This is a genomic window from Simiduia litorea, from assembly GCF_042853465.1.
GTDB classification, from domain to species: domain Bacteria; phylum Pseudomonadota; class Gammaproteobacteria; order Pseudomonadales; family Cellvibrionaceae; genus Simiduia; species Simiduia litorea.
Genome location: NZ_AP031497.1, coordinates 3,683,552 through 3,696,839, shown reverse-complemented (window position 1 = coordinate 3,696,839; position 13,288 = coordinate 3,683,552). Strand labels below are relative to the sequence as shown.

The 13,288-nt window shown below is 50.9% G+C and carries 11 protein-coding genes; 7 read left to right on the top strand and 4 right to left on the bottom strand.

Annotation, left to right across the window (positions count from 1 at the left end; genetic code table 11):
• Window positions 1-60 precede the first annotated feature (60 nt).
• The 6 genes from grxC to ACGHTT_RS16420 all read left to right on the top strand — a co-directional run bounded on the left by grxC (window position 61) and on the right by ACGHTT_RS16420 (window position 8,112).
• Entirely contained in the window at window positions 61-321 is a 261-nt protein-coding gene (gene grxC, locus ACGHTT_RS16445) for a glutaredoxin 3 (RefSeq protein WP_390592047.1), read from the top strand.
• A 100-nt stretch (window positions 322-421) separates the two neighbouring features.
• The gene (secB, locus tag ACGHTT_RS16440) at window positions 422-931 is read left to right on the top strand and encodes a protein-export chaperone SecB (protein WP_390592045.1); all 510 of its coding nucleotides are present in this window, start codon (window positions 422-424) and stop codon (window positions 929-931) included.
• 139 nt (window positions 932-1,070) lie between these two features.
• Window positions 1,071-2,807, top strand: a complete 1,737-nt coding sequence (locus ACGHTT_RS16435; protein WP_390592044.1) for an autotransporter assembly complex family protein — start codon at window positions 1,071-1,073, stop codon at window positions 2,805-2,807.
• Complete coding sequence (locus ACGHTT_RS16430; protein ID WP_390592043.1) at window positions 2,808-6,413, top strand: translocation/assembly module TamB domain-containing protein; 3,606 nt, start codon at window positions 2,808-2,810, stop codon at window positions 6,411-6,413.
• A gap of 71 nt (window positions 6,414-6,484) precedes the next feature.
• Complete coding sequence (locus ACGHTT_RS16425; protein WP_390592042.1) at window positions 6,485-7,030, top strand: phosphatase PAP2 family protein; 546 nt, start codon at window positions 6,485-6,487, stop codon at window positions 7,028-7,030.
• Between the two features lie 8 nt (window positions 7,031-7,038).
• Window positions 7,039-8,112 carry an MJ1255/VC2487 family glycosyltransferase gene (locus tag ACGHTT_RS16420; protein WP_390592041.1) on the top strand — a complete coding sequence of 358 codons (1,074 nt, stop codon included), beginning with the start codon at window positions 7,039-7,041 and terminating at the stop codon, window positions 8,110-8,112.
• 41 nt (window positions 8,113-8,153) lie between these two features.
• Here ACGHTT_RS16420 and glnG read toward each other — a convergent pair whose 3' ends face one another.
• The 4 genes from glnG to glnA form a co-directional block, all read right to left on the bottom strand.
• Complete coding sequence (glnG, locus tag ACGHTT_RS16415) at window positions 8,154-9,593, bottom strand: nitrogen regulation protein NR(I) (RefSeq protein ID WP_390592040.1); 1,440 nt, start codon at window positions 9,591-9,593, stop codon at window positions 8,154-8,156.
• On the bottom strand, window positions 9,580-10,671 hold the full coding sequence (glnL, locus tag ACGHTT_RS16410) for a nitrogen regulation protein NR(II) (RefSeq protein WP_390592039.1): 1,092 nt from the start codon (window positions 10,669-10,671) through the stop codon (window positions 9,580-9,582). The genes glnG and glnL overlap by 14 nt, the downstream gene beginning before the upstream one ends.
• Before the next feature lie 201 nt (window positions 10,672-10,872).
• A complete protein-coding gene (locus tag ACGHTT_RS16405) occupies window positions 10,873-11,394 on the bottom strand; it encodes a DUF4124 domain-containing protein (protein ID WP_390592038.1) in 522 nt (173 codons plus the stop codon).
• 194 nt (window positions 11,395-11,588) lie between these two features.
• Entirely contained in the window at window positions 11,589-12,989 is a 1,401-nt protein-coding gene (glnA, locus tag ACGHTT_RS16400) for a glutamate--ammonia ligase (protein ID WP_390592037.1), read from the bottom strand.
• A 129-nt stretch (window positions 12,990-13,118) separates the two neighbouring features.
• On the opposite strand from glnA, the gene ACGHTT_RS16395 reads away from it, so the two are divergent.
• A complete protein-coding gene (locus ACGHTT_RS16395; RefSeq protein WP_390592036.1) occupies window positions 13,119-13,271 on the top strand; it encodes a hypothetical protein in 153 nt (50 codons plus the stop codon).
• Window positions 13,272-13,288 lie beyond the last annotated feature (17 nt).

Sequence of the window (13,288 nt, the reverse complement as noted above, 5' to 3'; positions counted from 1 at the left end):
AACGCCCAAGCGATCCCGTGCTCAAAATGCTTCGTTTAAGTTCAAGCCAGAGGAGTTACCATGGCGGTTCCCGTTGTTGTATATAGCACAACTATTTGCCCCTATTGCGTGCGTGCGAAGCAGTTGTTGAAGCAGAAAGGTGTGGAGTACGAAGATATCAATTTGGATAAAAGACCGGAGTTGCGCAATGACGTCATGAAGCGCAGCGGTCGACGCACTGTGCCACAAATTTGGATTGGGGAAACCCATGTGGGCGGCTTTGACGATCTTTGGGCGCTAGACCGCGCAGGTAAGTTAGATTCGTTGTTGCAAGGGGCTTGAAACTCGGCCTTGGCGCCCTTATCTCCATGATAGTTCGCCGCTATTTGGGCGCCATAACAACAAAACTCAATAATTTCAGAAACATCGATAGGCAATCCTCATGACAGAAGAAACCAATACCGGCGCAGCCGCCGCAACAGAAGCTCCGGCCGCCGCTCAGCAGTTCGCACTCCAACGCGTGTACCTAAAGGATTTGTCTTTCGAGTCTCCCATGGGCGTAAAGGCGTTCATGAAGGAGTGGAAGCCAGCGGTCAATCAGGAGCTGAACACAAAAGCAGCGAAAATTGATGCTGAAAATTACGAGGTGGTTTTAACCTTAACCATTACCGTTAAAATTGGCGAAGAAACGGCCTTTCTAGTTGAAGTGCAGCAGGCGGGTTTGTTTCATATAAATGGTTTGCCCGAGCAGGCTTTGCCGCAGTTGTTGAACACGGCGTGTCCACAAATATTGTTCCCCTATGCGCGTGAAGCGGTTGATAGCATTGTGGTAAAGGGCAGCTTCCCAGCCCTGATGTTGCCACCGGTAAATTTTGATGCGTTATTTGCCCATGCAGTGCAGCAGGCAAAATCTCAGCAAGCTGGCGCTAAAGAAGCTGCTACAGAGCAATAGTGCATATTGCTTGTAAAAACGGCGCCTCGGCGCCTTTTTTTTTGTCACTTACCCGCATCTTGTTGTTTTTCTCTTGGCAAGTATCTAGTGCAAGGGGCACACTGCGGTTAGGTAAATTTAACAGTGAACCCCCGTTTCTATGCGTCGAAGTCTCACCCGCAAATGCTTTCAATATGCCGGCTTGTTGTGCTTTGTTAGTGCGACAGTTGTGCATGGCGAGGTGGTGTTAACGGGCGTTGACGGTGACTTGGCCGATAACATTAAGGCCCACCTCACCATTACAGCGGAAGACTGTAAAGCACCTCGCTGGCGATTGCAGCAGCGGCGTAAAAGCGCTGACCAGCAAATTGGGCAAGCGCTTAATGCCTACGGCTATTACAGTTACGAACTTAAACTGAGTTTTTCCGATGTGGAAAACTGTTGGCAGCTGAACGTTAACGTCGTGCCAGGTGAGCGCGTCGCACTACGCGATGTGCAGGTGCAAGCTGTTGACCGACCGGTGAATCTTGACCTAACGATAGTCGACCTGTTGCAAAACCCACCGCTTATGGCTGGCCAGCCGTTAAAACATAGCGATTACGATAATTATAAAACCGCGTTGTTAGACAGCGTGCGAGCGCAGGGTTATTGGCGAGCAAAATTCCAAGAAGCCGAGTTGGCTATTTATCCCGAGCAGTTATCTGCGGATATCAAATTAGGCTTGGAGTTCGGTGCTCGGTATTATTTTGGTGCCTATGAATTTTCTGCCTCACCGCTAGATCAAGATCTCTTGTCGCGTTTGGCTGGCAGGGCCGAAGGCGAGCCATATTCCGCCGAGGCGCTACAAGACATCTACGGTCGCCTGCAAGGCAGCGATTATTTTCAGCAGGTGTTGTTAAACCCGCGCGTCGATAGCACAGGTCAAAGTGTCGTCGTACCTATTGCCGTGGACTTGGGTATGAAAAGTCAAACCAGCTTTGGTGCAGGTATCGGTTATTCCACTGATCAAAAAATGCGTGTTCGTGCGGATTATCAAAATCGATACTTTAATGCCAAGGGGCATAAGTGGCGGGTTGATACGCTTTATTCGCAAACCCTACAGGAGTTAGGCGGTACTTATACAATTCCTCGCCAAGAGGCAGCCCGAGAATGGTATGAAGTGAGTGGCGGTTGGGTGCGTGAAAATACCGTGAGCTATGAAAGTCAGGCCACCACAACGCGTATTCGTGCCGTGGAGGCGCTACCGCAAGATTGGATTTTGAATACCGGCGTGAACGTTCGCTATGAGTCCTATGTTATTGGTTCAGAGGAGCCGGATGAGCAGTGGCTGGTGGTACCGGGTGTCGGTGTTAGTTGGGTCAATGCCAACAATGAAGTGCGTCAAACACTGGGCATTCGCGTCGAAGCAGAGGTAACGGCGAGTAGTCAATATTGGTTGTCGGGAACAGATTTCGCGCAGCTAAGAGTGAGATCCAAGTTTATTTTACCGCTGTCCGAAAAGGGGCGCTTGCTCTTGCGTGGCGAAGTAGCGGGTACCTTGAAAGATGATTTTTCGGAACTGCCGCCATCAGTTCGCTTTTTTACCGGTGGCGATAACAGTATTCGCGGTTACCAATACAATTCATTGGGTACGATGAACGACGAGGGAGAGGTTATCGGTGGCAGTCATCTTGCGGTTGCCAGCTTGGAGTATGACTATCTATTTTTGCCGAGCTGGTCGGCTTCTGTGTTTTATGACGCCGGCGATGCCTTTGATACAGTATTTGCTGTTAAGCGCGGTGTTGGTGTTGGCCTGCGCTGGTATTCGCCGGTTGGGCCTTTACGGGTCGATATCGCCAGCCCGCTCGACAGCGAAGACAATTATCGCTTCCATATATCCGTTGGGGCTGATCTCTAAATGATTTGGCTACGACGTCTTTCTATCGTATTTGGTTCTACGCTGTTGTTACTCGTCGTAATACCATTTCTATTGTGTTCTTGGCTGATTTTTACCACTCACGGCGCGCACTGGGGCGTGCGTCAAGCGCTACCCTATATACCGGTTGATATTACGTTTACGGAATTGGATGGTAGCTTGTGGTCTGGTTTGATGGTGCGCCAACTTGCCGTTGAAGCGCGCGATGACTCACTAGGTTTTGCGTCCATTACCGCCAGTGAAATTACATTCGCGTGGCAACCCTTGGCACTGTTGACTGGCCGTATTCAGATTAATCAGCTCGACATCAAGCAGCCCGATATCAGGCTTATCTCAGCGTCAAGCGCCGAACCGGTAGCAACAGATCTTATTGAGTTCCCCGAGCTAGACCTTCCCTTTATTCTTGAAGTGCAAGCATTTCGCGCACGGGGTATTCGTGTTATTACCGGGTCAGCGCTGGAAAATATTCCCGACCTAGATGCTAAATTTTGGTTGGGCGGTAACCAACTGATTCTATCTGAGCTAAACCTTAGGTATGACCAAATCGACTACGCGCTTTCGGGGCGAGCGCGTTTTTCGAAGACAATTCATTTTTCATTAAAGGTTCCTTCGCACGGCGTTAATACTGCCGGTGAATGTACTGGTGGCGTCCATTTAAGTTGTAGTGCTGAGTTGGTGTGGAAAAATTTTAGCCACCCCGTGACTGAGGATATGCAAACGCCTAACGGCAATTTGAACTTGGTGCTGGATGGTGATCGATTGTCGGTGCAAGGCGAGGGTGAGTTTATTTGGCCTTATGAATATGCGCCGATAAATACCCGTGTTGATATTGATGGATTGGTAGACTTTTCCAGCGCACAGGCGAATATTCATTCCTTTGCCGGCACCTTCGCCGGTGGTGAGGTCAAAGCCAGTGGCAAATTGAATTGGACGGATGAGTTTTCGCTTGCACTGGATGTGGAAGGTGAAGATGTTTCTTTGGCGCATTGGCTGCCTGAGGCGATGCAAGAATCACAAGCCAGTTTGCACGCCAAATTAACCTTGTCGGTGCCGAGCCGTGGCGTGCAGATGACGCTTGCAGTGCCCGCGATGAATGTCAATTTTGGTGCTAAGCCGTTGCGTGGGGGTTTTAATCTCGCACTGAACGAGCATGAGGTGAACATTAGTCAGCTTAGCTTCACCGCGCCCGGCAGTAAAATTATCGGCGCCGCGTCATTAAGTTTTAACGATGAGTTTACTGTGCTGGCAGCTATTGACAGTGACGAGTTACAAGATTTGATTCCAGAGCTGTCGGGCAAAGCCAGCGTTAAAGTCGATGCAAAAGGCAATATATATGCCCCCAACCTAAAGATGAATGCCAGTGCTGAAAAACTCCGCTTAGGCAATGTGTTCGCACAATCCGCGGCGCTCGATGTCGCCTTGCAAGTGGATTCAGGTGTTAAGCAATCGAAAAGCGGGTCGTCACAATCCTTAATCAATATGCTCCAAGCGATGCGAATAACTCGGCTGGCCGGTGCGATTGATGAATTGCGGTTGGACGCGACAGCTCTGGGTAGCACGAAATTTTCTCTGGCGGGAAACTTGGAAAAACATGTGCTAACCGTGACCGGCAGCCAATTATTCGGCCTGTATGATCTAGATGATTTACATCTTAACGGCGCTGTAAAGCTTCCTAAAAGTGACGATATTGACACGCTTATCGCTGACGCCTCTTGGCAGCTTCAGGTAAATCGCCTTTCATTTAAAGATCCCTGGTTCACCTCAGCGTGGACGCTGGCTGCACCAAGCAGGGGCGAGATCTCCGCAGCGGCCTTAGCCTGGCAGCCCTTGTGCTTGTCTCAGTCGACGCTGTCATTGTGCTTAGAAACATTGATGTTAAAAGATTGGCGTACCTTGAACTTGTCGGGCGAGATGAGTGGTTTTTATCTCGACCGAGAGCGCACGCTATTTCCTGCGTGGTACGCGCAGTTGCCGATCGGCTGGAGGCTCAATGGCGAGTTGCTTGGCCGCTGGCAATTGGCTGCTGATTTTGGTGACAACGCTATCGAAAAACTGCAGTTGGCGGCTCAGGTAGAGGCCGTTAAGACGAGCATGATCTATACCGAGAACGATGAGCCATCATTAGTGCTGCCGGTGGAAAAATTTTTAATTGAATTGAAAGGTGATGAAAAGAAATTGTCGCTCAGTGGCCAGATGATTTTCGATCAAGATCAAAGTCTGATGCTGGTGGGAGACGTTCAGCAATGGCAGACGCGTAGCCGCGCCTTGGCTTTGAATATCAAAGGCGGCTTAGGGCAGTTAACCTATTTGCAACCGTTTTTACCTGGCCAGCGAGATTTGGTGGGCGCGGCGCAAGCTGATATCAGCGTATCGGTTCCCAGTGGATCAGATCAAGTGCAGTATCAAGGTAAAGTGATTGTCTCAGATGCTGGCATGTTCTTGCCTGCTTCGGGCACTCAGCTTTCTGGTTGGCAGTTGGTATTGGAAGCCGAGCGCGGCGATCTTATTTTAAATGCCCATGGTAAGGTGGGCGATGGATTAGCGCGAGCAGAAGGGCGGGTTTTGTCGGAGAAGCTCAACGACCAAAATATATTTCAAGCCGAGTTGGACATTACCGGTAAAAATATCCATTTAGTCAATTTGCCCGATGTTCAACTCATTGCTGACCCGTCATTGAAAATGTCGGGCAATGGCTTGCGCTGGCACCTCTCTGGCGACGTTCGCGTTCACGACTCTTCCATGGTGTTGCGAGAGCTACCGGTAAGTGCGGCCGGTGTATCTGAAGATGCGGTGGTGTATGGTCGAGACGAGCCAGAGGCAAAAACCGGCCTAATTGAATTTACCTCTGATGTTGTACTAGGTTTTGATAAAAAGGTTGCTTTCGAAGGTTTTGGGCTGACTACTGACGTAGGTGGTCAACTGCGCTTTACCCGCGATCAAATGCGCCTGAACCAAGTGCACGGCGTGGTGTTGCTGACCAACGGGCGGTTTAGAAGTTACGGTCAAAAACTAGATATTGAAAGTGGCCAGATAATTTTTTCCGGCCCCATTGATAACCCAGCCTTGTCGGTACTGGCGGTCAGGAAGATAGACGATATCGTCGTCGGCATTCAGTTGGCTGGTTCTGCTAAACATCCCAAGACAGAGCTTTACTCTGACAAGGCGATGAGTGAAGCCGATATATTGTCCTATATGGTGAGCGGTAAACCCATATCGCAATCCGGTGCCGGTGAAGTTGTCGACATGCAGTCGGCCGCGCTCGGTTTGGGTTTGAAACAGGCGCTGCCACTGCTACAGCGTATCGGTGGCGAATTTGGCATTTCAGATATTACGGTTGAAGACGGCAATGATGGTGGCAGCTCCATCGCCGCGGGTAAACGACTTACCGAAAAATTGTACGTCAAATATGTTTATGGCCTGTTAGGTGCTGCGGGAAATTTTGTGGTGCAGTATAAGATTTCTGATCAGTTGGGAATCGAAACCACCTCGGGCGATTCACAGGCCATCGATTTAACCTATCGATGGGATTCTAAGCCCCCGGAGAAGGAAAAAAAGGCCCCTGTTAGCGAGTCAGTACCGATTCAATAGAAGCGTTATTGTCATCTAATCTTCATGGCGCTGTCATGTATTCGTCATGGCCCTAGCCAAAAATGTTAGCCATGATGAAAAATACCCTGTTGTTTCTAAATCATGCAGACATTAGATTTTTTCTAATGGTTAACGCCTTTTTACGGCATTCGATGTTTCAGAAAATGGCGCGACTTATCTCAGCGCTTGCCGATGGCCCACTTTACTTGCTTTCCTCCATCGCCATTTTATGGCTAGAGCCGGAGTTTGGCCGGCAGTTTTTTGTCACTGGCTTGATTGCTTTCGGTTTGGAAGTTCCGCTTTATATCTGCCTTAAGCGCGCCTTCAAGCGGGCGCGACCGTTTAACCAGCTCGACTGTTGGCACGGGTTGTCTCCCGCCGATGAATTTAGTTTTCCCTCTGGGCACACAGCTGCCGCCGCAGTCTTTGCCGGCTTATTGGGTTGTTTCTACCTCGAGATAAATACATTGTTGGTAACTTACGTGGTGCTGGTAGGCGCCTCTCGAGTCGCGCTCGGCGTACATTTTCTGGGCGATATTCTCGCTGGCGCATTGCTCGGCTTAGCGTGTGTGGCGCTGGCGGTACAGAGTGTTTCGATGATGAGTTTTTGGGGCTAAGTGATGTTATGAAAAGGCTGCTTTTTGGTGTGCAGGCGACGGGCAATGGTCATATTACGCGCGCCAATGTGTTGGTACCTAAGCTCAGAAAAATAGGGTTTGAGGTCGATGTTTTACTGAGCGGTCGAGAGCGGCAAAAGCTATTTGGTTTAGAAACTTTTGGCCACTATAGAACCCGACGTGGTTTTTCCTTCGTGTTGGATGACGGTCGGGTGAATGCGTTACGCACCTTATGTCAATCAGATGTTGGCCGTTTCATTCGCGATATCAAAGATCTCGATGTACATAATTATGATCTAGTTTTAACCGATTTCGAACCTGTGACCGCTTGGGCAGCGAAAACGCAGGGTAAAAAGAGCATTGGTATTGGGCATCAGTACGCGTTTAATTACCCCGTGCCTAAGCAGCCATTGTACTATGGTTCTAAAACTATCATGAAAAACTTTGCACCAGCAGATGTGGAAATAGGCTTGCACTGGGATGCCTTTGGCGCACCCATCTTGCCGCCGATTATTGCGTCAGGCTTGAACTACTGTGCGCCGCGTTGGAAGTCATACTTGGTGTATTTGCCGTTTGATGATGTGCCGCGGGTGACGGAATTCCTACGTCGCTATCCGGATTACCACTTTATCTACTATGCGTCGGTTAGCGATCAGCTAGAGCAAGAAAATATCACTATCAAGCCTTATTCACGCACACATTTTTCGCAGGACTTAATGTCGGTAGAAGGCGTGGTATGTGGCGCAGGTTTTGAGTTGCCGTCAGAGGTTTTATCCTTGGGAAAGAAGTTGTTGGTGCAGCCATTGGCCGGTCAATTTGAACAGCTATGCAATGCCCAAGCGTTAACCTTGCTCGCTAGCGCCCATGTTATGCATCGATTTGACGATCGAGTGATGAAACGCTTTTTACGCGCACCGGCTCCAGCGTCGATAAAATATCCGGATGTCGCGCAGGCGTTGGTGGAGTGGCTGGCCGACGGCGCAAGAGAGCCAATATCGGGTTTGTCTAAGCGCCTTTGGACTAGCGCGGAAAATAATCCTAACAGTGTAGCTTCGCGTTTAGGCAACGCTTGGGCGCTCTAGCTGCCCAAGTGTTTAGTGCTTACTGAATTTAACCGAGCGTTTTAATCTTCCTCCTGCGTGTCATCGCCATTGTCGTCGTTCATGCCGAGCTCTTTCAGCTTGCGGGTCAGGGTATTGCGGCCCCAGCCTAAAAGATTGGCGGCGTCGCGCTTGCGCCCAGCCGTGTGTTTGAGTGCGGTTTCGATCAGGGCTCGTTCAAACGCAGGCACTGCTTGACTTAAAATATCTTGTTGCCCGCGTGCGAGCGCTTGATCTGCCCAAGCGCGCAGAGCTTTGTCCCACTCGCTATTTTGCAAGCCTTTGTCTTGCGCCTCTAGCAGTTCTGGTGGCAAGTCATCGGCTCTCACTTCGCGCCCGGAGGCCATGACGGTTATCCAGCGGCAGGTATTTTCTAATTGCCTGACGTTGCCGGGCCAATTCAGATTACATAAAACATTTTCCGCTTCGGTTTGTAGTGCTTTGGCTTCCACACCTAATTCGCGCGCGGCTTTTTGTAGGAAAAACTGCGCTAATTTTGGTACATCTTCGCGCCGCTCTGCTAGTTTAGGAATATGGATGCGAATGACGTTTAAGCGGTGAAATAAATCTTCCCGAAAGCGGTGGTCTTGTACTAGCTTTTCTAGATTTTGGTGTGTGGCAGCAATGATACGCACGTTGACTTTAACGGGTGTATGGCCGCCGACGCGATAGAACTCGCCATCCGCTAAAACTCGCAGCAATCGGGTTTGAGTGTCTGCTGGCATATCGCCAATTTCGTCGAGAAACAAGGTGCCGCCATTAGCTTGTTCAAAGCGGCCTTGACGCTGGCCACCGGCGCCGGTGAAGGCGCCTTTTTCATGGCCGAACAATTCTGATTCAATCAAGTCTTTTGGTATGGCCGCCATATTGAGTGCAATAAACGGCGCTTGTTTTCTTGGGCTGTGGCGATGCAGTGCGCGAGCCACGAGTTCTTTGCCGGTACCCGATTCACCATTGATGAGCACGGTGATATTTGATTGTGACAGTCTACCGATAGCGCGAAACACTTCTTGCATGGCTGGCGCTTCGCCAATAATTTCTGTGCTCACCTCATCTTCTTCGTCAACCGCGGGGGCCTGAGCTTTTTGTTCTTGCGCGTGCGCTAGTGCACGCTTGGTGACGGCCACGGCTTCATCGACGTCAAATGGCTTGGGTAGGTATTCAAAGGCTCCGCCTTGGTAGGCTTGCACCGCGCTGTCTAAATCCGAGTGCGCGGTCATGATAATCACCGGCACCGCAGGATGAGACGCGTGAATTTTTTCTAATAGCGCCAGCCCATCGATACCGGGCATGCGAATGTCGCTTACTATCGCATCGGGTATGTCGCGCGACAGTTGATCAATAATGCCTTCGCCAGATTCGAAACTGCGCGTTTCTAGGCCAGCCTGTTGCAGCGATTTTTCCAACACCCAACGGATTGATCTGTCATCGTCGATGATCCATACACGATTAGTTTTTTGCATTGGGCTGTTCCGCTTTTGGTTGTTCCATAGGGATATAGATAGTGAACTGGGTTTGGCCGGGCCGGCTTTCACATTCAATGAGGCCGTGGTGTTGATTGATTAATTGCAGCGCAATAGCAAGGCCGAGGCCTGTGCCTTCGGCGCGGCCAGAAATCATCGGGTAGAAAATATCTTCGATAATTTCCGGTGCAATGCCGGGGCCATTGTCGATCACATCAATGCGGCAAATTAAATTGTGGTGGCAACGGCCAATAGTGAATTGACGCTGGATGCGCGTGCGCAAAGCAATGTGACCGTCGACCACGTTGCTTTCTTGCAACGCTTGCATGGCGTTGCGCACCACATTGAGCGTGGCTTGCACTAGCTGCTCGGCATCGCCAGGAAGATCGGGAATGCTGGGGTCGTAGTCGCGGCTGATGGCGACGCTGCCGCCACTCTCCACCCCCACCAGCACACAAACACGTTCGAGCACTTGGTGGATGTTGATCGGTGCGAAGGTGGGCGGCTGGCGTGGTCCGAGCATGCGATCCACTAAATTGCGCAACCGGTCGGCTTCGTCGATGATGACCTGCGTGTACTCTTTTAGGTCGCCATCTTCCAGCTCGCGCGCCAGTAATTGTGCCGCGCCGCGAATGCCGCCGAGGGGGTTCTTAATTTCGTGTGCCATGCCGCGCACTAGGTTGCGACTGGTGTCTTGTGCCGACAGGATGGCCTCTTCGCGAGAGATGCGTAACAGTCGATCAAGTGGTTGAATTTCTATCAATAGGCCAACTGGATGGCTGATAGGGGTAACCGTGTAGTCCACCGTCAGGTGGGTGCCGCTGCCCAGCGTCCACTCGGCTCGACGTCGGGTAAATTGGTGTTGCTCGCTAAGGGCTTCCTGTAAATCCTTTAGTGCGGCTTCCGACTCATGCACGAAGTTAACTAGCTGCGCCCCTTCAACCCGTTCGCCGCTGACAGCTAAGAGTACTTCTGCAGCGGGATTGATGTACTGAATACGCAGGTTGGTATCTGTGACCACGACAGCCGTGTTGAGGTTATCGAGTAGTGTTATAAAAGATAATTCGGTTTTGGTCACAGCTCCACCTTTAATGCCCTACGGCAGATGTTATCAACCCTGCAAAAAGCAAACCAAGTTGACGAGAGCTTGATGGAGGGGCAAAGGTGGTTCGGCACTCACCTTTTTGGCGCTTTGAGCCTAACGCAAAAAAGCCTAATGCACCAGTTTGGTGCATTAGGCTTTTTGGGGGATGTTTTTTGGTGCTAGTGCCGGCCGCGCCTAGTTATGGGGCTTGGGCTTGGGCGCGGTGGCGCGGTGGGCGTAAATCTTGATTGGCGCTGATTCAGCGAGTATCTCGTCATCACCGTTGTAAATGATGACAGTAACCTGATGCTCGCCGCGCTCGACTTCGCCCAAGGTGATGCTCGAGTCGGTGGTGCTGCTGCCCACGGGGTTACCATTCGAAAGGAGCTGCGCACGCACGCCATCTTTTAAGGGTTGGTTGACGGCAAAAGCGACGGTTAGGTTGCGCTCGCCGGGTGTTAGGTAGGTTTCATTGGCGGGCGAGGTAATGTGTACTTGGTAGTTAAGTACCTGTTTTGGAGACTCGTCAGTGTTGGTGTTAGGGCGCACCTTTATCGGCGGCGCAGAATTGATTTCACGCATTTCGACACTTTCAGCATCTTCACTGGGGCGGTCGGTATAGACGGTTCTGCCGTTTTCATCGGTGGTTTTATAGACCTGAGCCATGGCGATAGCGCTCATGCCCAGTGCGATAGCGGCTGCGACGAGTAGTTTCATGCTTACCTTCCCTTGATCACGAAGATTTTCAGTATACCTCAGACAAACAAAAGGCCCGCAAGTTTCCTTGCGAGCCTTATGTACAGGTTGTACGGGTCAGATAAAGCTCCTGCTAATCTGACACTTCCGCCGTCCTTGGCGGTCGTATGCCGACAGGAGCCATGGATGACGGGTCGGCGAGTACAGCCTATGACTTACACTGAGTAGTAGAGTTCAAATTCTACTGGGTGTGGGGTCATGTTGATCTTCTGGATTTCTGCTTCTTTCAGCTCGATGTAAGAGTCGATGAAATCGTCAGAGAATACGCCGCCACGGGTTAAGAACTCGCGGTCTGCATCAAGAGCAGCCAAGGCCTGCTCAAGGCTCGAGCAAACGGTTGGGATTTCAGCTTCTTCTTCAGGTGGCAGGTCGTACAGGTCTTTAGTGGCCGCATCGCCTGGGTGAATCTTGTTTTGAACACCGTCGATACCAGCCATTAACAGGGCGGCGAAGCACAAGTAGGGGTTGGCCGTTGGATCGGGGAAGCGCGTTTCAATACGCTTGGCCTTTTCGCCCACAACGTAAGGAATACGGATAGACGCTGAACGGTTACGAGCAGAGTAAGCCAGCATTACGGGTGCTTCGAAGCCTGGAACTAAACGCTTGTAAGAGTTAGTAGAGGCGTTACAGAAGGCGTTCAACGCTTGGGCGTGCTTGATGATACCGCCAACATAGTACAGGGCAGTTTCAGACAGACCGGCGTAAGCGTCGCCCGCAAATTGGTTTTTACCGTTCTTAGAGAAAGACTGGTGAACGTGCATGCCCGAGCCGTTGTCGCCGATCAGGGGCTTAGGCATGAAGGTCGCTGTCTTGCCATAGGCGTGGGCGATGTTGTGTACACAGTATTTCAGGATCTGAACTTCGTCAGCTTTCTTAACCAGGGTGTTGGCGCCTACACCAATCTCACACTGGCCGGCGTTGGCCACTTCGTGGTGGTGGATTTCAATTTCCAGGCCCATGGCTTCCATGGCATTACACATAGCACCGCGGATGTCGTGCAGGCTGTCTACTGGTGCAACGGGGAAGTAACCGCCTTTAACGCGCGGGCTGTGGCCATGTTTGCCTTCAACGTCGTCGCCTGAAGACCAAGCCGCTTCTTCAGATTTGATCTTGTAGAAAGCGCCGCCCATTGAGCTGTTGAAATGTACGCTATCGAAGATGAAGAACTCGGGCTCTGGGCCGAACAAGGCGGTGTCGCCTAAACCGGTTGATGCTAAGTACTGCTCAGCGCGCAAACCGATAGAGCGTGGGTCGCGGTCGTAGCCTTGCATGGTTGAAGGTTCAACGATGTTGCAGCGAATGTTAATCGTGGCTTCTTCGTAGAAGGGGTCCAGCACGGCAGTGTCGTCATCGGGCATCAGGATCATGTCGGATTCGTTAATGCCTTTCCAACCAGCGATGGAAGAGCCGTCGAACATTTTACCGTCTTCGAAGAAAGAGTCGTTTACGCAGTTAGATGGGTAGGTAACGTGCTGCTCTTTGCCGCGAGTGTCAGTGAAGCGCAAATCGATCCATTTAGCTTCGTGTTCTTTAATCAGGTCTAGAGTTTTTGACATGGATGCCTCCGAGTAGTCAGAACCGGTTGAAATAAGTTATGTGTGCGTCGCGCCCTTCGAACTTTCGCTGTCATCTGGCCTGTGCAGTGTAGGGCGCCGATGAAGGGTTACCTAGGAGTGGCAAAATATATGCCAAAACTGTTTTGGATTAAAGTGCCAGTTTATAAGGCTGTTAGCGCAAAGGCAGAGCGGGTTTTGGGTGTTTGGCGACCCGTTTTGGTGCGCTTCTTTTCGGTGCGCACCAATATGGCGCTCGCTGAGTGTTTGGGTGGGACGAAATGAGTGTTTAGTCGAACTGT